Consider the following 24,377-nt stretch of genomic DNA (forward strand, 5'->3'; position numbering starts at 1 on the left):
CGTTCGCCAGTCCATCGACAGTCAGTGCCATGACGTTGATCCGTGCATACTGGACGACCGGCCGCTTGCGCGGCATGGATGATGACAGGATCAACCTGGGGCGTCACCAATCTATCGTCCGGAGACTGTCTTTGCGCCATTCTGCCCGCTTTTTCCTGCTTCCGCTGCTTGCCTTCTCTACGGTTGCCACTGCTCAGACCTCAGCGCCCGCTGCGGCGACGACAGTCACCCGCACAATGCCATCAGCACCGTCGGGTCTGCGGGATGCGCCTTATCCCGGTGTTATCCAGCTTGAAGTTGACGCGACTGATGTTGCCCGCGCCATCTACAGCGTGCGCCAGACGATACCGGTCACCGGTACGGGTCGGCTAACGTTGCGCTATCCTGAATGGCTGCCCGGAAAACATGCTCCGCGCGGTGCCATAGCCGACATTGCTGGGCTCACCTTCACGGCGGGAAACCGCACGCTCACGTGGCGGCGGCAGGCCACCGACGTCTATGCCTTTGATATCGATATACCTTCGGGTGTTCGCCAGATAGAGGCAAGATTCCAGTTCCTTTCGCCGACCCGCAACAGCGAAGGGCGGGTGGTGATGACGCCCGCAATGCTCAACCTTCAGTGGGAACAGGTCTCGCTCTATCCCGCCGGTCACGCGACCCGTGCCATACGCATCCAGCCCACTGTCATCCTGCCACAAGGATGGACCGGTGCCGCAGCGCTCGATGGTCCGCAAGTGAGCGGCAACCGAATTCGCTATGCCGCCACCGACTATGAAACCTTGATTGATTCGCCGATGTTTGCAGGGGCCTATTTCCGTCGCTGGGATTTGGGCAGTAATGTCCGTCTGAACGTTGTGGCTGACGACCCGTCTGCGCTCGAAGCCAGACCAGAACATATTGCCGCGCATATGGCGCTGGTTGAAGAGACGCTTGCACTCTTCGGTGGTCGTCACTTTGACCGGTACGAATTCCTGCTTGCCTTGACCAATGAACTTGGCGGAATTGGCCTTGAACATCATCGCAGCTCGGAGAACAGCAGGGATCCCGACTATTTCACGGGCTGGGATGCCAACGGGTCGGAACGTGGTCTGCTGCCACATGAATTCGTGCATAGTTGGAACGGAAAATATCGCCGTCCAGAACGGCTGTGGACCGCAGACTTCGCCACCCCAATGGATGACAGGTTGCTATGGGTTTATGAGGGGCAAACCAGTTATTGGGACCTGATCCTCGCTGCTCGTTCCGGCTTGCAGTCCCGCGAAATGGTGCTGGCTGAATGGGCCCGCTACGCTGCAATTTACCAATCCCAGCCTGGGCGCTCCTGGCGGAGCTTGGAGGACACAACGCTTGACCCCATCATCGCAGCACGCAAACCGCGGCCATTTCCCTCGGCGACCCGGACCGAAGATTATTACAATGAGGGCTCGCTGATCTGGTTGGAAGCGGACATGTTGATCCGCCAGCAATCGGGCGGTCGAAAGAGCCTTGATGACTTTGCGCGGGCCTTTTTTGGCGTGCGGGATGGCGACCGTGGAGTGCTAACCTACAGTTTTGACGATGTGGTCGATACGTTGAACAGCATTCAGCCTTACGACTGGGCCGGATTCTTTCGCACTCGCGTGATGGAACCGGCTGCTCCCGCGCCGCTGGCTGGCCTAACCCTTGGTGGTTACCAGTTGGTGTACCGGGATACGCCCAACGTCTTCGATGCGGAACGGGCGCGTGAATCCAAGATACTGGACCTTACCTTCTCGCTTGGCGTGGTTGTCAGCAAGGATGGCGATGTCTCATCGGTCCAGTTTGGCGGGCCGATGTTCAACGAGGGCGTTGTCAACGGCACCCGCATCGTCGCAGTCAATGGCATGGCCTATGAAGAGGGGCGCATGCGTGCGGCCGTAACTGCGGCCATGGATGGACGCACGCCGATCAGCCTCTTGGTCGAGCGTGGAGGTCGTTATCGCACCATTACACCGGCATGGACCGGTGGCCTGCGCTACCCTCATCTTGCCCGTGTCGGCAGCGGACCCACTTTGATCGACCGGTTGCTTGATCCGCGTCGACCTGCCAATGCCGCAGCGTCGGTTCCCTGATTTGGCAGGTCCGATCGGGACCAACGGGTAACAACTGTGTAACGGCCCTTGCCATAAGGGAGCCGCACGGCTGCAAGGTCCCGCCGATTCTCTCTCCCCCAACAAAAGGGACATATATGAATATCAACGCCATTCCGGTTGGGAAGGATGTTCCCAACAGCGTCAACGTCATCATCGAGGTCCCAGCAGGCGGCGAACCGGTGAAGTATGAGTTCGACAAGGAATCGGGCGCGCTGTTCGTTGATCGCATTCTCCACACCCCGATGCGCTATCCTGCCAATTATGGCTTCATCCCTCATACGCTTTGTGACGATGGTGATCCGCTCGATGCGCTGGTGATTGCCCGTTCGCCCTTCCTGCCCGGCTGTGTCGTGCGTTGCCGCCCGATTGCCGTCCTGCAATTGGAAGACGAGCATGGCGGGGACGAAAAACTGGTCTGTGTGCCGGATGACAAGACTTTCCCATACTATTCCGATGTGGCGGAGAAGGAGGATCTGCCGGACATCGTCTTTGCCCAGATCGAGCATTTCTTTACCCACTACAAGGATCTCGAGCCTGAAAAGTGGGTCCGCGTCGGCAAATGGGGCGGCGCTGCCGAAGCACGCGACATGGTGCTGAAGGCGATTGAACTCGCCGGCAAGCCAAAGGGCTAAGTCAACTCAGGCTTGGGGCGCTGCATCCTGTGCGGCGCCCCGCAACTCCACGTCAATTCGTGGATAGGGCAGGGTAATGCCATGCGCCCGAAAAGCGTCCCATATCGCCATGAACACTTCGCCCTGAACGTTGCCCAGCCCCGATTCCGGGTCGGCAATCCACAAGCGCAATTCATGATCAACCGCTCGTTCGCCAAAACCGGTGACCCAGACCATCGGTTCAGGTTCTGCCAGCACGCGGGCATTGCCTTTGGCTGCGGCGATAATCAGCGACTGTGCCAGCCTAAGGTCGCTGTCATAGCCCACGGGTACCTTCATCCGCACCCGCACATCAGGGTTCGAGTAGGACCAGTTTTCCACAGGCTGGGTCATCAGCAATTCATTGGGAATCAGGTGCTTTTTGCCGTCGCGCGTGATGACTGAAACGGCGCGCACCCCAATCTTCGCGACTCGGCCGACATTGGCAAAGCCACCGTTGTTGCCGCCTCCTATCGCAGATCCATCACCAACGACTATCACGTCGCCCGGCTTTATGGACCTGTCCATCAACAGGATGATGCCGGCAATCAGATTGCCAACCGTCTTTTGCAGGCCAAAGCCGACCGCGAGGCCCAGCGCTCCGGAAAAGACCGCCAGTGCCGTCAGGTCTATGCCCAGCAAATCAATCCCGGCCAGCGTTGCCACGCCGAACAGGATGATGCCGGTCAGTTTTTCGATCAGCAGTCGCTGCGTCTCGTCAATCTGGTCGTTACGGCGGAGCAGCCATTTGATTGTCCTCAACGTCAATCGAACGGTGAACCACAGCAGCAGCCCAACCAGAATTGCTGAAAGAAAGCCGTAAAGCGACAAGCGATAGGCACCAATATCGATGCCGATCGCGCGGCTGATCTCGGTGGCTTGGGCAATGCCTTCCAACAGGCTGCTGCCTGCTGCACTGGCCACAGCGCCCATCAGACCAGCCCCGCGGTGGCCATTGCCGCCGCCAGATCAGCGATCAAGTCGGCCGGATCCTCCAGTCCGATCGACAGGCGGACCAGCGGTCCGTCTGCCAGCACGCTTTTGCTCCATGGTTCAGCGCTGCGCGGCGGATCACTTGGTACCACCAGGCTTTCATAGCCACCCCAACTATACCCCAGTCCAAACAGGGTCAGTGCATCGACAAAGGTCGTGCGCTGCGCCTTGCTTGCACCCTTCAGGGTAAAGCTGAACAATCCGCTCGTGCCGTTGAAATCGCGTTGCCACAGCGCATGGCCGGGGCAGGATGGCAGTGCAGGATGCAGCACGCGCCCAACAGCCGGCTGTTCAGCCAGCCAACGGGCAACGGTCAGACCATTTTCGCCATGACGTCGCATCCGGACATCAAGTGTTCTGAGCCCGCGCAACATCAGCGCGCATTCATCGGGACCAACAGACAGGCCCAATTGATAGCTGGCCCCGCGCAGTCGGTCCCACAATCCCGGCCCTGTGGTCAGGCTGCCCATCATTGCATCACTGTGCCCACCCACATATTTGGTCAGGCTCATCATTGTTACATCGACCTGTTTGTCGAGCGCGGTGAAGAGCAGAGGTGTGGCCCAGGTGTTGTCGAGCATCGTCCAGATGCCCCGTGCCCTGGCGATGGCCGCTATCGCCGGCACATCCTGCACTTCGAACGTCAGACTGCCGGGGCTCTCGAGGAATATCAGTCGCGTTTCCGGCCGGATCATTGTCTCGATGCCGGCACCGACCGAAGGCGGATAATAGGTGGTTGCGATTCCCATCCGTTTGAGCAGGCCGTCGCACAGCGAGCGGGTGGGGTCATAGACAGAATCGACCATCAGCACATGGTCGCCGGGGGACAGCAACGCCAACATGCCCGCCGCAATGGCTGCCACGCCGGAAGGATAGAGCATTGTTCCGGCCGCACCCGGTTCCATCAGCGTCAACGCGTCGGCCAAGGCCCAGACAGTAGGCGTGCCGCGCCGACCATAGAACAGCTTGTCATGTGTATTGCGTCCACGCGTCTCAAGGTCGGCGACACTGTCATACAGGATCGTCGATGCCCGCCAAATCGGCGGATTGACTATGCCCCCACCCAGCCTCGGGTCACTTGTCCACTCCGCTCTCCGTCCGGCATTGACCAGTAAAGTGGCAGGCTTGGCGGGTTTGTCGGGGTCAGTGCTCATGCCATGGGCATATCACGCACCGGTCGAAAAGCGAATCCGTGTCAGGCGGCGCCGGTCGCCTTGGGCGTATCGGGGTCCGCGCCCCATTCGGTCCAGCTGCCATCATAGAGTGCAACATCTTCCTTGCCGATCAGGTGGGCCGCAAATGCCAGGACAGCCGCTGTCATTCCGCTGCCACAGGTTGTGACCAGTGGTTTGTCCAGATCGATACCCGAAGAAATGAAGGCGGCGCGCAGTTCGTCTGTGCTTTTCCAGGTGCCATCGGCATTGAACAATGTCGAATGCGGCAGACTGCGCGATCCGGGGATGTGGCCGCTGGCCATGCCGGGCCGTACTTCAGCTTCTTCGCCGGTAAAACGTGCAGCCGGGCGGGCGTCGGCCACCTGTTCGGCACCGCTCGCCACATTGGCCAGCATCTGGTCTTTGGTCCGCACCACATTGGCGTCTCGCCACACTGTGAAATGACGGTGGCGCAGGCTGTGGTTGCCTTGCTCGACCGGTCGCCCTTCTGCCTTCCATTTGGCGATACCGCCATCCAGCAACGCAACGTCATGAGCGCCAAAAAGCTTGAGCAACCACCAGGCGCGCGTTGCGCTCTTCAACGGGCTGTCGTCATAGAGGACAATGCGGCTGCCATCGCCGAGGCCAAGGCTTTGCATTCGGCTCGCGAACTTCTCTGCCTTGGGGGCCATATTGTCGATCGGGTCATTGGGGTCGACCAATTCGGCCAGATCCATGAATACGGCGCCCGGGATATGGCCGGCCTCATAATCTGCTCTGGCGTTGCGCTCGCTTCCCGGAAGGAATTTGGTGGCGTCCACGATCCGCAGGTCGGAAGCGCCAAGTTCCTTGGCCAGCCAGGCTGTGGTGACAAGCGGTTCCATATCTGCTCCCGTCGCTACGATGCCCGCCTGATGTGGACGGGCTATTCTGGTCCCGGCTCGTGCCAAGAGGGCGACTATCCTATGCCGCGACCGACTCCTTGGCAAGCAAGGCCGCGATGCTTCTGCACGATTTTTGTTGCGATGCAACACGGAACGATGGCTGAATCGCCACTGATCAGCCACCCTTGAGGGAAAAGGGCGATGCTGGTTCTACTCGGTCTTGCTGATGCCGGTATCGCGCTGACCAAGCGGGTGAAAACTCATCGGGCCTTGATCCAGCCGGAACGGCGCCAGCTTGGCACCTTCGACCCCGGTTTCCCGTCCGACCACATAGGCTCTGGCTGTCTGTCCGTCGAGTAACGCCTCGCCGGGACCATGGTGATAACGCGCGTCAACCGCGACGAGCGGGATGGCCATTGACTTTCCGTCGATGACCAATGGATTGAGCGCATCCAACGGGGCGGCCAATTCCCCTTCAAACCTTATTGTCTCACCGGGCGCTATGGTCTCGATCCGGTGATGTCCGTCCTCGAGCGGCTGTTCATACCAGCTTGCTATACCCTGCGGATGGGCCTGATGCCCTGCGAACAAGCCTACTCTGATATCGACAGTACGCGCCATGGCGTCGCCTTCATTGCGCAGGGTGATGGCATAGCGCAGTCGGAAATTGATCAGTGTCGATTGGGCATTCAACGTTTCGAAATTCTGGCTGATGTTGGCTCGCCGCGCGATTGATGCCTTGCCGCCAGAGTCGGCCACGCTGCCGGATGGTTTCGATTGCGCATTGGACCGGGCATCCGGCTGGCTGCTTTCAGCTGGTCCGGTGTCAGGTGCCATTGATCGCTTGGCAGCGGACTGTGGCAAATCACCATCACCATAACCTTCAACGGGCGAAGTTGATGGTGCGCCTGCTTGCCGCCGCCGGCCGCGCCAAAGCCGCCATCCGCCAAGTGCAAATCCGGCGAGCCCACCCAGAGCTGCCAACGGTAACCACTCGGGTCGCTCGACCCTTTGTGGCTCATCCACTGCAGTTGGTGAAACCGCAGGCGGCACAGTCGTTGGTGTTGCCGGGCCACTGACACTTTCACCGGACGGCTCGACCTGCTCTGGTTCTGCCCGTGCGGCTGTCCTGTCATCGCCAATGGGTTGGGCGGGCTCGCGCTCCGCCGGTGCAGCGCGCCTGGCGGGAGCCGGCGCGGGTGTTGGTGCGGCGGCCGTGCCTCGTTCCTGAACAGGGGTGGGTGCTGGTGTTGGTATCGTCTCTGGGACCGGCGCCATGACCGGGGGAGGCGGTCGTGTACCCCCTGATGGCGGCGGTATCATCCCGTCTGGCGGCCCTTGCACCGGAGCAGGCACGGGTGATGGATTTGGCAAAGCAGGCGCGGCGGCCATCGCACCTGAAACAGGCCCCGTCGCCATACCCAAAATCACCGCTACACAGGTGAATCGCGCCAGCCTCTTGGTTGCCTGCCAGGTCTGCTTCATGGTCCGTCTGCTGATCCGTCGTCATATGTTCTTGTCGGGTCACCTCGCCATGGCAGGTGACAGCGTCGCAGCCAGACGGTAAAGCGCCGCCATGGTCAACCCCCCTTCACCCCGCTACCTCGGCCAATCGAGTGCCTTGCCCGCCAATCCGAGCGAGGCTGAACTTGATTATGTCCCCAATCCGCGTCCGGGTGAACTCTACCTCGTCCGCTTTGTCAGCCCGGAATTCACTTCGCTGTGTCCAGTTACCGGCCAACCCGATTTCGCCCACATCGTCATCGACTATGCGCCGGCGGACAGCATTGTGGAATCAAAGTCGCTGAAACTGTTTCTCGGCAGCTTCCGCAACCACGCCGGCTTTCATGAAGATTGCACCGTTGGCATTGGCCGGCGCCTGTTTGACGAGATGCACCCCCGCTGGTTGAGGATCGGTGGCTATTGGTATCCGCGTGGCGGCATTCCTATTGATGTCTTCTGGCAGTCCGGCACCCCGCCCGATGGCCTCTGGCTGCCCGATCAGGGCGTGGCTGGCTATCGCGGCCGCGGTTGACCTGACCGTCGGTTACACCGAAATCTGCGGTGAACCGAGGATCTCCTGCCTTGCGGCAGGGCGGGCTTACATTATTGTCAGTTCATGGATCAACAGCTGACTTCCGCCGCAACGAGTCATCACCATGCCATCCGTGTCCAGCCATCGGACATTGATTTCATGGGTCATGTCAACAATGCCAATTATCTCACTTGGGTGCAGGATGCGGTTCTGGCCCACTGGCGCAGTATCGCGCCGCCGCAGGCCGTGGCCGAACATCTGTGGGTCGCGCTCAAGCATGAGATTACCTATCGCCGCCCGGCCTTCCTGCATGATGAGGTGATAGCCACCGTCATTCTTGAACGCATCCACGGTACCCGTGCCTTTTACGACACGATTATCCGCCGGGGCGAAGAGGTTTTGGCAGAGGTCAAGTCGAGCTGGTGCTGCGTCTATGCCGAAACCCTCCGTCCGGCCCGCATTGCTCGTGATGTGGCGGCGCGCTTTTTCGGCACGACCGCCACCGATTGATAGCCCTTATCGTTGCCGGATGAAGGCGCGAATGTCGCGCGACAGTTTTGCCCTGTCCTCGTCGCGAATATACATCATGTGGCCTGAATCATAATATTCAAACTGGATCCGATCGCGCGGAAAGCCTGATCGGGTCAGGGCATATTCAGCGGCGAAAAAGGGCGTCGCGAAATCATAATATCCCTGGCCGACAAAGATGCGCAGGCCCGAATTTTCCCGCAGCGCTGTGGAAATATAGGGCGCAACATTCATATAGGTGTCGCTGTCGCGACCAGCATTGAGCCGCCAGTCCCATCCGCGCACGCCGCCGATCGTCACATAGTTGCGGCTAGTCTCATATCCCAATGTTGACCGGGCATAGGCGTTCATCGCCGCCGTGTAGCCGGCATCGATGCCGTAAAAGCTGGGGTCATTGTCCGGCCCTTCCCCAGCGCTGTCTGCATCAACGCCAGTATATCTGGAATCCAGTCGGCCCACAGTCAGCCCGCGGTCGCGCAGCAGCTCCTTGTAGAATCGCTGCGGGGTGATGCGGATGTCGGCGCGGTCCAGCCAGGCTTCGCTGATCCCGGTGTAGCGCGACAACTGCGCACGGACAGTCGCCCGTTGTTCCGGGGGCAGGGCATTGCCCTGCATCAGTGCGGGCAAATAGGTCTGCATTGCCCATTGCCGGGTTTCCGCCGTCAATTGCTCGACCGTGCCGGGATAGTCGATCTTGCCATGGAATTTCGCGGTGGCAGCCATGCTCGGCAGGTTGAGTGCATAACTCACCTCATTGCCCGGGGTGTCGGCCCCTGCGCCAAAGTCGAGCACAGTCGAAATCAACAACACCCCATTCAGGGCAACATCATTATACTGGCCCTCCAGCTGGTTGAGCACCGCTGCCGACCGGGTCGTGCCATAGCTTTCGCCGCCCAGATATTTTGGCGCGTTCCAGCGACCATGTTCGTTCAGCCACAGGCGGATGAACTGGGCAATCGACCTCGCATCCTGTGTCACCCCCCAATATTCCGAAGGGTCTGTACCAGGCATCGCATAGGAAAAACCGGTGCCCACCGGGTCAATGAACACCAGGTCAGTCACGTCCAGAAGGCTGTCCGGGTTTGGCAGCATGGGATAGGGAGGCGCCCCGTCGTCACGGGCGTCAGAGGGAATGCCCACCCGAACTGGACCAAAGGCGCCCATGTGCAGCCACAGCGATCCGGAACCCGGGCCGCCGTTGAACAGGAATGTCACCGGCCGGTTGGGATCATTGCCCTCACGGATATAGCTGGTTGAAAAGATGGCCGCCTTGGGCTTGCCGGCCTCATCGGTCAGGAATGTCTCACCAGTGATCGCCCGATAATCGACCCTGACGCCATTAAAGGTGCCACTGTGCCGCGTGACCGACCGGTTCGGCCGTGGTGCTTCGGTCGTGCCGGGCGCCGTTGTTGTCGCACCGTTTTCGGCTGCCCGGCTCTGCGCTGTAACCGGTTGGCTGGTCGCGATCAGCGCCACCAGGGCGCAAGCAAGGGCAATTCTCGACGTCGGCATGGCTTTCCCCGTTATGATTCAGAGCAGTATCCGCTCGGATTAGACGATCATCGCCGCGGTGCAATGGGCAGCGTCGAGCAATATCAATCGTCTCCCCGGCAGTACCGACTTCATTTGCCCAACAGGCTGCCCAATATGCCGCGCACCAGCGATCGGCCGAGGCTGCCTGCCACCTGCCGTCCGATTGAGCTGGCGGCAGATCGCGCCGCCGATTGGACTATCTTTTCAGTCATTGAGGGCTTGGCAGCCTCACGGGCGGCAGCCCTTTCTGCCCGCTCCCGCTCGCGGGCTTCTGCCGCCTCGGTCCTGAGCCGCTCGCGCTCGCGCTGGGCGGCCAGCTTGGCCTCCTCCTTGGCTCTGGCGGCATCCAGTTTGGCCTGCTCCTCAGCGGCTTCGGCTTCCTCTGCAGCAGCGACAGCGGCCTGAGCCTTGGCCGCCAGCAACTCTTCGGCGGATTCGCGGTCGATGACATGGTCATATTTGTCACCCACCAGGCTGGTTGACCGGATGATCGCCCTCTCACGTTCGTCGAGCGGCCCCACACGGCTCGCGGGCGCCTTGATCAGCGTGCGTTCCACTGGCGACGGGGCGCCATCGGCCATCAGTGTCGACACCAGGGCCTCACCCACCTTGAGCTGGGTAATCACCTCTTCGACATCGACGTTGGGATTGGCGCGGAACGTCTCGGCGGCCGCCTTGATCGCCTTTTGCTCACGCGGTGTAAAGGCCCGCAGGGCGTGTTGCATGCGGTTGCCCAACTGCCCGGCAACGCTGTCGGGAATATCAATCGGGTTCTGCGTAACGAAATAGACACCTACCCCCTTGGATCGGATCAGCCGGACAACCTGCTCCACCTTGTCAAGAAGGGCCGAAGGGGCCTCATCAAACAACAGATGGGCTTCGTCAAAGAAGAACACCAGCTTTGGCTTGTCCGGGTCACCCACTTCGGGGAGGGTTTCGAACAATTCCGCCATGAGCCACAGCAGGAATGTCGCATAAAGTTTGGGACTGGCCATCAACTTGTCAGCGGCGAGGATGTTGATGACCCCGCGTCCCTGATCGTCGCACTGGATCATGTCCATGATGTCGAGCGCGGGTTCGCCAAAGAACTTGTCGCCGCCCTGATCTTCCAATGTCAGCAATTGCCGCTGGATTGCGCCAACGCTGGCCTTGGTGACATTGCCATAGCGGGTGGCGAGGTCCCCTGCATTCTCGGCGCACCAGGCCAGCATCGCCTGCAAATCGCCCAGATCGAGCAACAGCATCTGTTGTTCGTCTGCGATGCGAAAGGCGATCGACAGAACGCCTTCCTGCGTCTCGTTAAGGCCGAGCAACCGGGCGAGAAGCAAGGGCCCCATTTCGGAAATGGTGGTCCGCACGGGATGACCCTGCTCGCCGAACAAGTCCCAAAAGGTGACGGGATTGTCACGATAGGCCCAGTCGCTTTGGCCAATCTCGGCAGCCCGCGCCGCAAAAATCTCGTGCAACTTGCCTGTCGGTGTTCCCGCGAGCGCCATGCCGGACAGGTCGCCCTTCACGTCGGAAACGAAGACCGGGACGCCGATGGCCGAGAAACTCTCTGCCAGACCCTGTAACGTCACCGTCTTGCCGGTTCCGGTCGCACCGGCGATCAGTCCATGCCGATTCGCCCGCCGCAGGTTGATGACCTGTCGTTGCCCGCCTCCTTGGCCGATGAAGATGTCGTTGTTCATAGTCCCTGTATCGGTCATGGTCTTGCTGCTCCCCAGCGCAGTTGTTGCATTGCGACACCAAAAGGGCGGATCGTTGCCGACCCGCCCCGTCAGTCCTGACCCTTGACGCGATTCAAATCAAGCGCGCTTGCGGGCGGTCCTTTGCTGCCGGTCAGTTACCCAGCCGCAGCGGAATATATTGCGGGCGGATGCCACGGCGAACCACCTGCACCAATATGGCGGTCCGTCCCTGGCGCTTCGCTTCGGCAATTGCGTTGGCCAGATCAGCATTGTTGGCAATGGGTCGACCATGGGCATTCAGGATCACATCGCCCCGCTGCAGTCCCTTGGACGCGGCATCGGATGATCCCGAAACAGCTGCAATGACAACGCCCACCGTATTGCTGTCCACGCCAATGGCGCGGGCAATGTCTGGGGTGATGCGCTGCGTCACCAGACCCAACTCGCTGCGGATCAAGGCATCACCGGTTTCGGTCGGCTGTTGCTGCTGGTCAAATTCCTGTTGTGCTTCAGGGTCGAACTGCTGGCCCGTCAGTTCTTCGGCTGACGGGCGAACGGCTACCACCGCCGTCACTGTCATCCGTCGGCCATCGCGCAACAGTTCGATCGGCACACGGGTGCCAGGCCGGATATTGGCAACGATATAGGACAGGTTGTTGTCCGGGGTCACATCCTGACCATTGATCTTGACCACAACGTCACCCGCACGGATCCCGGCGCGATCCGCCGCTCCATCCGGTAGCACCCGGTTGATGAATTCGCCGCGTTCACGGCTTATGCCCAGCGCATTGGCCAGGTCTTCGGTCAGCGGTCCCCGCTCAACGCCCAGATACCCGCGTTGGATGGTTTGGCCGGCAATCAGTTGGCGGACGATGGGTTCGGCAACCTCGGACGGGATGGCAAAACCCAGGCCGATGTTGCCACCGTTGGGGGAGATGATCGCCGAATTGATCCCGATAACCTTGCCCGCCATGTCGAACAGCGGTCCGCCGCTGTTGCCCTGGTTGATCGCGGCGTCGGTCTGGATGTACCGGTCAAAGGCGCCACCTGAGCCGACGCCAGCCGGGCCTACGTTGCGATAGAGGGCAGAAACAATCCCGGCAGTCACCGTGCCGCCAAAGCCCAGTGGGTTACCGATCGCAATCACCCAGTCTCCAACGCGGGCGTTTGTGGAATCGCCAAACGCAACATGCGGCAGGTTGCGAGCCTCTATTTTCAGCACGGCAAGATCGGAGTCGGGATCACGACCGACCAGCCGTGCGACATATTCGGTGCGGTCCGGCATGGTCACGGTAATCTGCTCGACCACCGCGCCCTGGGCGCCAGGTGACACGACATGATTGTTGGTGACGATATAGCCGTCAGCAGAAATGATGAAGCCCGATCCAAGCGATTGGGCACGTCGGGTTTGCGGCTGCCCCTGTCCCTGCCCTTGCCCCTGTCCCTGGCCGCCACCAAAGAAATTCTCGAAGGGCGTTCCTGCAAAGGGATTGCGGGGCAATTGAACACGCTGGGTAGTGGAAATGTTGACCACTGCCGGCTGCAATTGTGCCGTCAGTTCGGCAAAACTGGTGGGGGCGCCGGCCCGCGGCACGATCGCGGTGGAAGAAGTCGCTGGTTCAGAAACCTGCGCGCTGAGCGGCATCTGCGAAGTCAGCGCTAGGGCGGATCCACCCAGCAGCAGGGCCGAAGTTATCGCATAGACGGTACGCACTGGGGATAATCCCTTTCCTTGCAATGGCTCCCGGTAGGCCGACATTGAGGTCGTTCGCCAGACCGGGCCACTGATTAATGCAGATCGATTATGAACTGCTGGCAACAGGGTGAACACCCTGAAACCGCAGTCCGTCCCGACACAATGTGCCGGTCGCCGATTTACTGGCCACCGTCACCGAATTCCGAAAGGTAGCCCTGATTGGGTGGCAGGACAAAGGTGGGCGCTGGCGAGCCTTCACCGTTGAATGTCCGCTCATAGGACTGCATGGCCCGCCAAAAGGCATAGAAGCGCGGGTCTTTGCCATAGGCTTCCGCGGAAATGCGGGCAGCCTCGGCATCTGCGTCGGCCAGGATAAGCCGCGCCTGCTTATAGCCTTCGGCCTGGATCGCCGTCGCTTCCTGCTCGCGGGCGGCGCGCATGCGGGCAAAAACCGAATCGCGAGACTGGTCGGGCAGGTCGGCACGATTGATCCGCACGTCGATGATCTCGACGCCATAGCGCGTGGCGCGGCGGGCGAGTGCTGTCTGGATCTGTTCCATCACCTGCCCACGTTCCGGGCTCAACAGGCTGGCAAATGTCCGCTTGCCCAGCTCGTTGCGCAAGGATGTGCCCAGCAGGGTCGCAAGCTGGGTCTTCAGCGTCTCTTCGTCCCTGATACTTTCGTACATCCGCCGCGGGTCGGTGATACGGAACCGGGCATAGGCATCGACCTGCATCGACAATTGGTCGCTGGACAACACTGGCTGGTTGTCCAGCGTCACCCCCATCACAGTCTTGTCGATCAACTTGATCTGTTCGACAAAAGGAATGCGGGCAACCAGGCCTGCGCCGGTGGCGCCAAAGCGTTCACGAGGTGACCAAGGATTCACTTCCCGCTCGATCTGACCATAACGAAGGATCAGGCCTTGCTTCGTCTCGGGCACGACGGTGAAAGTCATGCTCGCTATCACGGCCAACGCCAGCAGGGACAGGGCGATGCGCACCGGGTGGCGCGTCACATAATCAACCATACCCATTATCGTCTTCCCGAATTGGCTGCGTCTTCGGCTGCCGGCGCCGCACGGCGTACTTCGGGCAGCTGCATGTAGGGGGTTACGCCACGGCTATCGACGACCGTCTTTTCGCCGCGTGCCAGAATGCGTTCCATGGTTTCATAATAGATACGCCGCCGTGTGACCTCGGGGGCGAGCCGATATTCCGCGTACACCTTGTCAAATGATGCCGCTTCCGCTTCTGCGGTTTGGCGTACCTGTTCCGCCCGCCCGCGTGCCTGCTCGGCCTGTGTTGCCGCTTCCTGTTTGGCGACATTCACCTTGTCAAACGCGTCCTTCACCTCCTGCGGCGGTGCTGAATCGCGAATGTTGATCGCTTCCACGCGCACGCCGGCACCATAACCGTCCAATATGGCCTGCAACCGCTGCTGCACCTGCAATTCTATGTCACCTTTGCCAGTAGTGATCGCCTGCTGCAGGGTGAAATTGGCGATGGTAGCGCGCATCGCGCTCTCCGCTGCCGACCGGATGGCACCGGTCGTGTCGTCGAGCTGAAACAGGAAATGGGCGGGCTGTTTCACGCTCCAGCGGACCGTGTACGTCAGATTTATGATGTTGGCATCGCCAGTCAGCATCAGGTTCTGACCATCACCCGACGGAATATCGGTCGTCTGACTGGTACGGACCGGGACCTTGATCAACCGTTCGAATGGCGCCGGATAGGTGAAGTTGATGCCCGGGCCCACAGTGCGGGAATAGCTGCCCAACCGGACGATGACGCCATCTTCCTGACGGTCCAGCTGATGGACGCTGGTGAACAGAACCCACAGGGCCAACAATCCGCCACCGATCGCAAGCCACAATGTCTTGCCCTGAGGCAGGCCTGGCAGTTGTGGCCCGAATGGACCCCTGCGAAGCATGTCGTCGAACCCGCGTGGGCGCTTCGGTCCGCCGCCGCCACTGCCGCCGTTGCCGCCATGACTGGGTGGAAGCCAGGGCGAACCCTTATCCTCCCGACCGCCGCTGCCACCAGCGCCGCCGTCCTCTCCGGAACCGCTACCCCATGGGCTGTTACTGCTCATTGCCGACGGATGCATGGCCGCCGGTCCCTCGCTTGACCGTGTCATAAGCCATTTATAGGGACGCTTGCGGCGAAAAACAGTGGCATTGCCGAATTCGGTCTATAACAGCGCAAATATGACATCCGAAACGCACAGCAATGATGAACTGCGCACCCGCATAGAGGAGCGCGCCAAGGGGCTTTCCGGCGGGCGATCGGGCGGGGTTCGCCTCCAGGATGGCATCGTGACCGTCGCGCTCGATGTCAGCGGGCTCGATGCTCCGGTCCGCGAAGATCTGTCGGCGCAGCTTCGCGATGGCCTTTTGCTGTTACCTGAAGTCACCGATGTGCGCGTGGCCATGACAGCACAGCGAAAGGCGCGCACTATCATCGCGGTCGGCAGCGGCAAGGGCGGTGTCGGCAAATCGACCCTCGCCACCAATATCGCCATTGCCCTGTCAAGGCTGGGCCGCAAGGTCGGCATGGTCGACGCTGACATCTACGGCCCTTCGCAGCCCCGCCTGCTGGGTCGCGAAGACACAAGGCCCGAGGCGCAGGGCGACAAGCTCGTGCCGGTCATGAGCCCGCACGGTATCCCGTTCCTGTCCATGGGGCAGCTTGCCAAGCCGGGTCAGGCGATTGCCTGGCGCGGTCCCATGGCCGGACGGGCGCTCGAACAATTGACCGACGCGCATTGGGGCGATGTCGACCTGCTGATTGTCGACCTTCCTCCCGGCACTGGCGATATCCAGCTGTCGATGTTGCAAAAGTTCAAACCTGCCGGTGCAGTGATCGTCTCGACGCCACAGGATCTGGCCCTGATCGACGCCGCTCGCGCCATCACCCTGTTCCGCGATGCGGGTGTGCCGGTGATTGGCATGGTTGAAAATATGGCCGGTTATGCCTGCCCTCACTGCGGGGAGGTTAGCGATCCGTTTGGTAACGGCGGCGCGGAAAGCGAGGCCGCCGCTCTCGACATGCCCTTCCTTGGCCGGGTCCCCCTGGACCGGTCGATCCGACTCGGAAGCGATGCCGGCGTGCCTCCGGTAGCGCAGGGCGGATCTTTGGCCGAGCCCTTTACCGCCATAGCCGCCCGTATCGATGGCTGGATCACCAGTCAAAGCGCGGGAGGATAGGGCATGCCGTTGAGCCGCGACGAAGATATGCGCGCATTGCTCACCGGTGTCCGCCGTATCGCCATGATCGGCGCCTCCATCAAGCCCGACCGGCCCAGTCATGGTGTCATGCGCTTCCTGCTTGATCATGGCTGGCAGGTCATTCCGGTCAATCCCGGCCTGACTGGTCAGACTATCCTCGGCCAGCCGGTCGTTGCCTCCCTGTCCGACATCGACACCCCGGTCGATATGGTGGATATCTTTCGCAGCAGCGAAGCAGCGGGGGAGGCTGTTGACGCCGCGATTGCCCATGGTGCCCGTGCCGTGTGGCTGCAACTCGGGGTGATCGATCCTGCCGCGGCAGCGCGCGCCGAATCGGCAGGACTGGCGGTGGTGATGGATCGCTGCCCCAAGATTGAGGTCCGCCGCCTCGGGATCAGCGGGCCGGCATGAGCCGCTATTCCGACCTGCGCGAATCGATCGGCCGGGGCAGTTGGCTCCCCCGCCCTGACCGGCGCACCCTGCTGATCGGCGGCGGGGCAGCCGTCGGCCTGGCTGTCGCCTGGGCCGTGTGGCCACGCGCGCCCGGCCTCGCGATCAATGCCGCGCCGGGTGAACAGATACTCGGGCCCTATCTCAAGATCGGCATGGATGGCCGTGTCACTGTTCTCGTGCCCCAGCTGGAAATGGGTCAGGGCAGTTTCACCCTGATCGCGCAGGTGGTGGCCGACGAGCTGGGTGCAGACTGGCGGACTGTCGCCGTGGAGCCCGCCCCGCTCAGCGGCATCTACGCCAACGATCTCCTGCTGGAAGAAGATGCACAGATGGCAATGCCTCGCCGCCTTGTGCCTGAAGCGGTCTCTGCGATGGGTGGCTGGCGAAGGACAATGCTGGCGGCGGATGCGCGTGCCATGCTCACCGGTGGCTCGACAGTGTTGCGTCAGTATGAGCAGCCGGCGCGAGAGGCGGCGGCCGTTGCCCGTGCCCTGTTGCAAATGGCGGCGGCAGACCGGTGGGACGTGTCTTGGGACGAATGTGACGCGGCCGATGGTTTTGTGACAAACCGCAACCGCAAACTGCGTTTTGGTGATCTTGCAGAGGCTGCCGCCCTCCTTGACCCGCCGGAATGGCCGCCACTGCGGGCACCCGGAACAGGTGCTTTGTTCGGCGAATCCCCCCCTCGGCTTGACCTGCCCTCAAAGATCGACGGCTCGTTCAGCTTTGCTGGTGACATCCGTCTGCACGATATGGCCTATGCAGCTATCCGTCAGGGGCCGATCGGGGATACGCGGGTCAAACGTTATGACCGAAAGGCACCGCGGGCGGTGATGGGTTATCTTGGCGCTGTACGGCATGAGCGTTGGATCGCAGCTGTTGCGACCAATAGCTGGGCGGCGCAACGGGCGCTCAACGCCATGAACCCGCGGTTCACCACTGACGGACAGCGGGGTGATTCCGCAGTGGCGGATCGGCGGCTCAAGGCGGCCTTTGCCGAATATGATGGATCGCGCTTGGTGGACGAAGGGTCGGTCAGTGATGCCTTTGCCGGTCGTCCTGTGCTCACTGCCGAATTTCTCGTAGCCCCGGCGCTGCATGGCACAATGGAAACCCGCACCGCGACAGCGGCCTGGGAAGATGGTCGAGTGCAGCTTTGGGTTGCCAGCCAGGCCCCCGGCGTTTGCCGGGCGATGGTGGCCAGGGCTCTCGGTATTGGCGAGGGCGATGTGGTCCTTTTCCAGATGCCGGCTGGGGGCAGCTTTGATGCTGCCTTTGAACATGATGTCGCCGTTCAGGCAGCCATTATTTCCCGCGCGATGAAGCGACCGATCCAGCTTGTCTGGTCCAGAACAGAAGACATCATGCGCGATCTGCCGCGCGCTCCCGCCCGCGCCCGGCTCAGCGCGACACTGTCCTCGGGTACCACAATCGACGGTTGGCACGCGGCCATTGCCACCCCGTCCAGTCGACACGAATGGCATGGCCGCCTCGACGGGCTCAGCCCGCAACACGCGATGGAAGAGGCCGCTGGCAAGGCAGATGCTGCGGCGATTAACGGCGCCAGACCGCCCTATCTCATCCCCAATGTCGCGATCGACCATTTGCCCGTCAACACGGCAATCCCGTCAGGTCAATGGCGTGCCAATGCTGATAGCTATACCGCCTTCTTTACCGAAGCCTTTGTCGACGAACTGGCCCGTGCCGCCGGTACTGATCCTTTTGGTTTTCGTATCGCCATGCTGGGCGAGCAGCCTGAACTCGCCCGCTGCCTGCAACGCGCGTCCGAAATTGGCGGCTGGTCGGGGGGAGAGGCCGGCTCGGGCCAGGGCCTCGCTTGCCTGTCGATGCGTGGCAGCCATATTGCCCTGATGGCGGTGGCCCGTCCCGGGGCTTCCGGTCTGGTTGTCGAACGAATCGTCGCCGCTGCGGATGTCGGCCGCGTACTTAATCCCGCCATTGTCCGGCAACAGATAGAAAGTGGCATCGTCTTTGGTCTGGCGGCGGCTGTCGGGGCCACGACCCGCTATCGGCGCGGTCTGGCCAATGCGCGCACTCTGCGGGACATCGGCCTTCCCAATCTGGGCCAGATGCCCGCCATCACCGTCGAATTGCTGCCCAGCAACCGTGCGCCCGGCGGCTTTGAAGAAATTGGCGTTCCCGGTGTCGCGCCGGCCATTGCCAATGCCCTGTTCACCGTGACCGGTCAGCGACTGCGCCGGCTACCCCTGAGTGTCAAACCCATCCCATGACTCACACTTCAGATTTTCCTTCGGCCCCCGCTGGTGCCAACGGCCCCATGCTGCCTGCGGGCCATCCGGCGGTACAATCCCCCAAAATTGGTGTGTTGATCACCAATCTCGGGACGCCTGATGCACCCGAAACCGGTGCCGTTCGGCGCTATCTTGCCCAATTTCTGTCAGACCGGCGTGTTGTGGAAATCCCGCCCTTGCTCTGGCAACCGATCCTGAGAGGGATCATCCTCAATGTGCGCCCGGCCAAATCCGCCGCTGCCTATCGCGAAGTCTGGGGCCCGGATGGATCGCCGCTGGCCAGCATTACCAAGGCGCAAGCCCGCGCGCTTCAGGCGCGGATGGGGGAACAGTTGGTGGTCGATTATGCGATGCGTTATGGTAATCCGGGTATCGGAGAGAAAATTGCCTGGCTGAAGGCACATGGCTGTGAACGCATTCTGCTCGCACCGCTTTATCCGCAATATTGCGGCGCGACGACAGCCACAGCCAATGATGCCGCCTTTGCCGAACTGGCGAAGATGCGGTGGCAACCGGCCATCCGGACATTGCCTCCCTATTATGATGACCCGGCCTATATCGATGCCCTCGTGATTGAGGTCCGGCGTCATCTGGCCGCGCTTGATTTCGAACCTGAGCGGCTGCTTGCCAGCTTCCACGGGATGCCTCAACGAACCCTTGATCTGGGCGACCCCTATCATTGCCACTGCCGGAAAACGGCAAGGCTCCTCGCAGAAGCCCTGGGTCGGCCGGTTGATGTAGCGTTCCAGTCACGTTTTGGCCGGGCCAAATGGCTGGAACCCGCGACCGACGATACGCTCGAACAGCTTGCCCGTGACGGCGTCAGGCGCATTGCGGTTGTCTCGCCCGGCTTTTCCGCCGATTGCCTCGAAACGCTGGAAGAAATCGCCATTCGCGGACGCGAACAGTTTCTGGAAGCCGGCGGCAGCCATTTTTCCTATCTGCCATGCCTCAATGACAGTGATGCCGGCATGGATATGCTGGAAAAACTGGTACGGCGCGAAGTGTCGGGATGGTTTGCAGGCTGACCGGCAGACCTTCCGGGGCCGGCCGGTCAGATCAACCCATTGTCAACCAGTCGCGCCGGCCAACCGCTGCTGTTGTGCCGCTGCCAGCCAGCCAAGATCTATGGCCGCGTCAAACGCAAGACCGCACTTCTGTTCGGACCACCAGGCACAGCGGACATTGAGAACAGGTCCGTCCTGGATGGCCAGTTGCCCTGTTGTTCCAGGCGGAATGTACCCGGCCATCTCGATCATCGCCCCGGTTTCGGAAATGTTGCGCATACGCACCATCACCGGTTTGCCATCGATCATCAACTGGGCGCGTCGCAGAACGGTCAGGCGCGGTGCGCGGCTTACCTTGTGGCCAACCTTGTTGGCGGCGTTGCCGTCCAGACCCATCTTGTTGATCAGTTCGCTGACTTCCAATGGTGGCCCGTAATAGAAACCTTGAATGTGCGAGCAGCCAAGTCGGCGGATCAGTTCGATTTCGTCCTCGGTCTCCGCGCCTTCGGCTGTGGTTTCCATGCCCAGCGCCTCGGCCAGGGTGACAATCGACCTGATGATCGCCGCATTCTGATTGTCGCCACGCGTTGCACCGCGGACAAAGCTCTGGTCGATCTTGATCTTGTTGAGCGGCGCGCGCTGCAAATAGCCCAACGATGAGTAACCGGTGCCAAAATCATCGAGGGCAAGGCGCACGCCAATACGTTTCAGCGTTTCGAACTGGCGTTCGGCGTTGCTGCCTTCGGCCATGAAAACGCCTTCGGTGATCTCCAGTTCCAACCGTTGCGGGGCCAGGCCGGTTTGCGCCAGCACCTGTGCCACCAGATTGGGGAAGGCCGGATTGGCAAACTGGGTCGGTGACACATTCACTGCAACACGCGCTGGTATGGCCCATCGCGCGGCTTCTTCGCAGGCCTTGCGCAACACCCATTCGCCGACCCGTTCGATCAGGCTCGACTCTTCGGCTATGGGGATGAACTCGCCGGGCGAGATCGGCCCGTGCAGTGGGTGATTCCACCGAAGCAAGGCCTCGAAGCCGGTCACACGTTCGCCTTTGCAGGAAACCACCGGTTGATAGACCAGACGCAACCCGTCGCGTTCGACCGCTTCGGTCAGATCCTGTTCCAGCATATGGCGCCGGTCAGCGGCGGCATGCATGATCGGCTCATAGAAGCGGTGGACCCCGCGACCAGCAGCCTTGGCTGCATAGAGCGACAAGTCGGCATTGCGCGTCAGTTCCTCGTCATTGCGCCCGTCGTCAGGGGCAATGGCGATGCCCACCGAGGCACCGATCGACACCTGGTTGCGCTCGATCAGATAGGGCCGGGACACGGATTCAATCAGTGCCTTGGCCAAGGCCTCGATCTGTGACCGGCTCGACTTGCCCGGCAATACAACCTTGAACTCGTCGCCGCCCAGGCGGCCAACATGGCCATGGGATCCGATGACGTTGGTCAGGCGCTGCGACACCTGTTTCAGCAAGGCGTCTCCGGCCGGGTGGCCAAGCGTATCGTTGACATTCTTGAACCGGTCGAGGTCGATCAGGAACAGGGCCGCCGGGCGAGTGACGCCGCCCTGACCCAACAGCGCCTGTCGCAACAGGTTGCCGATTTCGGCGCGGTTGGCGAGGCCCGTCAATGCGTCAAATCGTGCCAGGCGTGCGACTTCTGCCTCGGACCGGCGGATTTCGGTCAGATCGGTGCCTGTGCCGATGAATCCGCGCAGCTGGTTGAACCGGTCATAGACGGGACGACCGGAAACCGACCACCAGCGCTCGTCATTGCTGGCAGCGCGAATCGACAGGTCGGAAAAGGCGGTCTGGGTCGATAGCAGGAAGGGAATTGTCCGTTCGCCGACCGTGGCGCTGTTGCCGTCCTTGGCTTCCGCAGCGATGCTGGCAAGCGGTCGTCCGACCATGTCCTCCGGGCGCTTGCCCAGCGCCGTCGCGATTCGCGCTGACAGATAGAGGATGCGGCCGCGCCGGTCGGTTTCCCAGAACCAGGCGGACCCACTGTTCTCCAGCTCGTCGAGCAGGCGGGCGGGCCGGCTTGCTTCGAGTTCCGCTTTCCACAGGGATCGCGATTGGCTGAAATCCGAGCGGGCCGATGCAATGGCAACCAGCAGGGTGCACAATTCCATCGGCATCAGGATGATCAATGCCAGCGAGGATTGCAGCGAAATCACCACCATCGCGATCAATGCGGTGGTAAAGGTCAGCATCGTCACCGGCAGCCGCGCCAGTGCCCCCATGATGACAAAGCCGGACGCGCAGATGAAAAGCAGCTGGGCCGCAGAATAGGAATCGCTTGTCGATATGGCGATGGCCAGGCGGCCACAGCCTGCACCCAGCGCGGCACTGACCAGGGCCAGCGCGATGATTCGCAGGTGTGGTTGAATCCGACGGACCGGGCCGACATAGAATATGACAAAGGGGATGATGGCCAGGACAGCCATGGCGATCAGCGTGATCATGCCGCCCGCTTGACTGGCAATCCAGCTCATCGTTGGCGCCACGCTAAGCACCGATGCCATCACAATAACGGGCCAAAGCCTGGCAAAACTGGCAATTCTTGTGTCGAGTGCCTCGCTGTCAAAAGCGACGTTGCTCGGAGCGATGCCGAGTTGCACGGACAGGCCGGCGGAGCGTTGCCGCCCGCCTCGTTCCTCGGCGTGATCGTCTGAAAGATGGAGCCTGGTCTTCATAGCTGGGGGCCTTGTGCCACCAAATTCCAAAGCAAGGCTTAATGACGACTTCACTCTTCCTATTTTCTTTGTGGTTCCGTGCCTTGACTCGACCCTCCTTACGTTCCCGGCAACTTGCATGGCCTCATCCCCATGCTACGAAAAGTGGCTCTAACTGATCGTCTAATTGCAGCGGAGTCAGGCATGACCAGAACAGCCATCGTCACTGGAGGAACTCGCGGAATCGGCGAGGCCATCTCCCTGGCGCTGCAACAGGCGGGGATGTCCGTTGCTGCGAACTATGCGGGCAATGACGAAAAGGCAGCAGCTTTCAGCCAGCGGACCGGAATTCCGGTCTACCGCTGGGATGTCGGTGATTATACCGCTTGCCAGGAAGGCTGCGAACAAGTCGCCGCCGATCTCGGGCCCGTTGACATTCTCGTCAACAACGCGGGCATCACCCGTGACGCGACTCTGCAACGCATGTCGCTCGACATGTGGGAAGATGTCATCCGCATCAATCTAGGCGGCTGCTTCAACATGGCGAAAGCCGTCTTTGGCGGCATGAGGGACCGCGGCTGGGGCCGAATTGTCAACATTGGTTCAATCAATGGCCAAGGCGGGCAATATGGTCAGGTCAATTATGCTGCGGCAAAGTCAGGCATTCACGGGTTCACCAAAGCTCTGGCTCAGGAAGGTGCAAAATTCGGCGTAACGGTCAACGCACTTGCGCCTGGCTATATCGATACGGATATGGTTGCAGCAGTTCCGGAAACGGTGCTGGAGAAAATTGTGGCGAAAATACCCGTTGGCCGACTGGGCAAAGCAGAAGAAATTGCCCGCGGCGTTGCATTTCTCTGCTCTGAAGATGCCGGGTTTCTGACCGGATCAACCCTGTCGATCAATGGCGGTCAGCATATGTATTGAAGGACGAAAGATGGGGCTCAGGGGTGGGTGACGGTGTGCCGGAAACAACCAGACAAATTTTCCAGCCTGCTGCCAAATTTAGCGTGACAATTGCCGGTCATGCCACTTCATTACGAATTGAGCCGCTATTCTGGCGTGCATTGGTTAGAGAAGCCGAAAGACTGAACTTGCCAACCAATGCGCTAGTAGCCCGAATAGATGCCGAGCGATTAGCGCAAGCGCCGTCGCCCAACCTCGCCAGCGCGATCCGGCAGTGGCTGTTTAGCCGGGCAATGACTCTTACCCAAGATCAATAGAATCCGGGAGCAACAATTTGGGGTGCCTGTTGCCAAGCACCCCAACTGATATCTCCAGCGTGTAAGATCACGCAATGGGTCCAATATCTTCCGGTTCAAACCGGAGGAATGGTGTCACCCGCTTGGTCTTTGCCGGGGCGGAAAAAGGCCTCGGCCAGAATCGACAACATTATTGCGCTCCCTTTTTTGGTTGCGCGCTAATGTTAATCTGTTGCTAACCAAATGGCAACTCCG

Annotated in this window: 21 protein-coding genes; 11 read left to right on the forward strand and 10 right to left on the reverse strand. The window is 60.9% G+C overall.

Going from position 1 to position 24,377, the window contains the following annotated elements; all coding sequences use genetic code 11:
• Positions 1-29: 29 nt before the first annotated feature.
• Positions 30-2,090: a M61 family metallopeptidase gene (locus GV829_RS05775; protein ID WP_246203075.1), complete on the forward strand. Its 2,061-nt coding sequence runs from the start codon at positions 30-32 to the stop codon at positions 2,088-2,090.
• A 116-nt stretch (positions 2,091-2,206) separates the two neighbouring features.
• Entirely contained in the window at positions 2,207-2,743 is a 537-nt protein-coding gene (ppa, locus tag GV829_RS05780; protein WP_169944802.1) for an inorganic diphosphatase, read from the forward strand.
• A 6-nt stretch (positions 2,744-2,749) separates the two neighbouring features.
• On the opposite strand, the gene GV829_RS05785 is transcribed toward ppa, so the two are convergent.
• From GV829_RS05785 to GV829_RS05800, 4 genes are all read right to left on the reverse strand, one after another.
• Positions 2,750-3,694 carry a mechanosensitive ion channel family protein gene (locus tag GV829_RS05785; RefSeq protein ID WP_169944804.1) on the reverse strand — a complete coding sequence of 315 codons (945 nt, stop codon included), beginning with the start codon at positions 3,692-3,694 and terminating at the stop codon, positions 2,750-2,752.
• Positions 3,694-4,908, reverse strand: a complete 1,215-nt coding sequence (gene metC, locus GV829_RS05790) for a cystathionine beta-lyase (protein ID WP_169944806.1) — start codon at positions 4,906-4,908, stop codon at positions 3,694-3,696. Before metC ends, GV829_RS05785 begins: the two co-directional genes overlap by 1 nt.
• A gap of 41 nt (positions 4,909-4,949) precedes the next feature.
• Positions 4,950-5,792, reverse strand: coding sequence for a 3-mercaptopyruvate sulfurtransferase (gene sseA, locus GV829_RS05795; protein ID WP_169944808.1), 843 nt, complete (start codon positions 5,790-5,792; stop codon positions 4,950-4,952).
• Between the two features lie 210 nt (positions 5,793-6,002).
• Positions 6,003-6,629 carry a hypothetical protein gene (locus tag GV829_RS05800; protein WP_169944810.1) on the reverse strand — a complete coding sequence of 209 codons (627 nt, stop codon included), beginning with the start codon at positions 6,627-6,629 and terminating at the stop codon, positions 6,003-6,005.
• A gap of 439 nt (positions 6,630-7,068) precedes the next feature.
• On the opposite strand from GV829_RS05800, the gene GV829_RS05805 reads away from it, so the two are divergent.
• From GV829_RS05805 to GV829_RS05815, 3 genes are all read left to right on the forward strand, one after another.
• Positions 7,069-7,359: a hypothetical protein gene (locus GV829_RS05805; RefSeq protein WP_169944812.1), complete on the forward strand. Its 291-nt coding sequence runs from the start codon at positions 7,069-7,071 to the stop codon at positions 7,357-7,359.
• A gap of 9 nt (positions 7,360-7,368) precedes the next feature.
• Positions 7,369-7,827, forward strand: coding sequence for a preQ(1) synthase (gene queF, locus GV829_RS05810; protein ID WP_169944814.1), 459 nt, complete (start codon positions 7,369-7,371; stop codon positions 7,825-7,827).
• Positions 7,828-7,911: 84 nt separating this feature from the next.
• On the forward strand, positions 7,912-8,337 hold the full coding sequence (locus tag GV829_RS05815; protein ID WP_169944816.1) for an acyl-CoA thioesterase: 426 nt from the start codon (positions 7,912-7,914) through the stop codon (positions 8,335-8,337).
• Positions 8,338-8,343: 6 nt separating this feature from the next.
• Here the strand turns inward: GV829_RS05815 and GV829_RS05820 are convergent, their stop codons facing one another.
• The 5 genes from GV829_RS05820 to hflK all read right to left on the reverse strand — a co-directional run bounded on the left by GV829_RS05820 (position 8,344) and on the right by hflK (position 15,370).
• Positions 8,344-9,867, reverse strand: coding sequence for a S10 family peptidase (locus GV829_RS05820; RefSeq protein ID WP_169944818.1), 1,524 nt, complete (start codon positions 9,865-9,867; stop codon positions 8,344-8,346).
• A gap of 110 nt (positions 9,868-9,977) precedes the next feature.
• The gene (locus tag GV829_RS05825) at positions 9,978-11,615 is read right to left on the reverse strand and encodes a helicase HerA-like domain-containing protein (RefSeq protein ID WP_281356194.1); all 1,638 of its coding nucleotides are present in this window, start codon (positions 11,613-11,615) and stop codon (positions 9,978-9,980) included.
• Positions 11,616-11,730: 115 nt separating this feature from the next.
• A complete protein-coding gene (locus GV829_RS05830; RefSeq protein WP_169944822.1) occupies positions 11,731-13,293 on the reverse strand; it encodes a trypsin-like peptidase domain-containing protein in 1,563 nt (520 codons plus the stop codon).
• A 161-nt stretch (positions 13,294-13,454) separates the two neighbouring features.
• On the reverse strand, positions 13,455-14,312 hold the full coding sequence (gene hflC, locus GV829_RS05835) for a protease modulator HflC (protein ID WP_169944824.1): 858 nt from the start codon (positions 14,310-14,312) through the stop codon (positions 13,455-13,457).
• Complete coding sequence (gene hflK / locus GV829_RS05840; protein ID WP_169944826.1) at positions 14,312-15,370, reverse strand: protease modulator HflK; 1,059 nt, start codon at positions 15,368-15,370, stop codon at positions 14,312-14,314. The genes hflC and hflK overlap by 1 nt, the downstream gene beginning before the upstream one ends.
• 115 nt (positions 15,371-15,485) lie before the next feature.
• On the opposite strand from hflK, the gene GV829_RS05845 reads away from it, so the two are divergent.
• The 4 genes from GV829_RS05845 to hemH are packed head-to-tail and all read left to right on the forward strand — an operon-like array spanning position 15,486 to position 20,259.
• On the forward strand, positions 15,486-16,484 hold the full coding sequence (locus GV829_RS05845; protein WP_169944828.1) for an Mrp/NBP35 family ATP-binding protein: 999 nt from the start codon (positions 15,486-15,488) through the stop codon (positions 16,482-16,484).
• A gap of 3 nt (positions 16,485-16,487) precedes the next feature.
• A complete protein-coding gene (locus tag GV829_RS05850; RefSeq protein WP_169944830.1) occupies positions 16,488-16,916 on the forward strand; it encodes a CoA-binding protein in 429 nt (142 codons plus the stop codon).
• Positions 16,913-19,210, forward strand: coding sequence for a xanthine dehydrogenase family protein molybdopterin-binding subunit (locus GV829_RS05855; protein ID WP_169944832.1), 2,298 nt, complete (start codon positions 16,913-16,915; stop codon positions 19,208-19,210). The genes GV829_RS05850 and GV829_RS05855 overlap by 4 nt, the downstream gene beginning before the upstream one ends.
• A 47-nt stretch (positions 19,211-19,257) precedes the next feature.
• Complete coding sequence (gene hemH, locus GV829_RS05860) at positions 19,258-20,259, forward strand: ferrochelatase (RefSeq protein WP_169948010.1); 1,002 nt, start codon at positions 19,258-19,260, stop codon at positions 20,257-20,259.
• Between the two features lie 42 nt (positions 20,260-20,301).
• On the opposite strand, the gene GV829_RS05865 is transcribed toward hemH, so the two are convergent.
• Complete coding sequence (locus GV829_RS05865; protein ID WP_169944834.1) at positions 20,302-22,941, reverse strand: EAL domain-containing protein; 2,640 nt, start codon at positions 22,939-22,941, stop codon at positions 20,302-20,304.
• Between the two features lie 183 nt (positions 22,942-23,124).
• Between GV829_RS05865 and phbB the strand changes: the two genes are divergently transcribed.
• Both phbB and GV829_RS05875 read left to right on the forward strand, forming a co-directional pair.
• Positions 23,125-23,847, forward strand: coding sequence for an acetoacetyl-CoA reductase (phbB, locus tag GV829_RS05870; RefSeq protein ID WP_169948012.1), 723 nt, complete (start codon positions 23,125-23,127; stop codon positions 23,845-23,847).
• A gap of 83 nt (positions 23,848-23,930) precedes the next feature.
• Entirely contained in the window at positions 23,931-24,143 is a 213-nt protein-coding gene (locus tag GV829_RS05875; RefSeq protein ID WP_425505446.1) for a ribbon-helix-helix domain-containing protein, read from the forward strand.
• The last annotated feature ends 234 nt before the right edge of the window (positions 24,144-24,377 follow it).

The sequence above is a fragment of the Sphingomonas lacunae genome (assembly GCF_012979535.1).
GTDB lineage: Bacteria > Pseudomonadota > Alphaproteobacteria > Sphingomonadales > Sphingomonadaceae > Sphingopyxis > Sphingopyxis lacunae.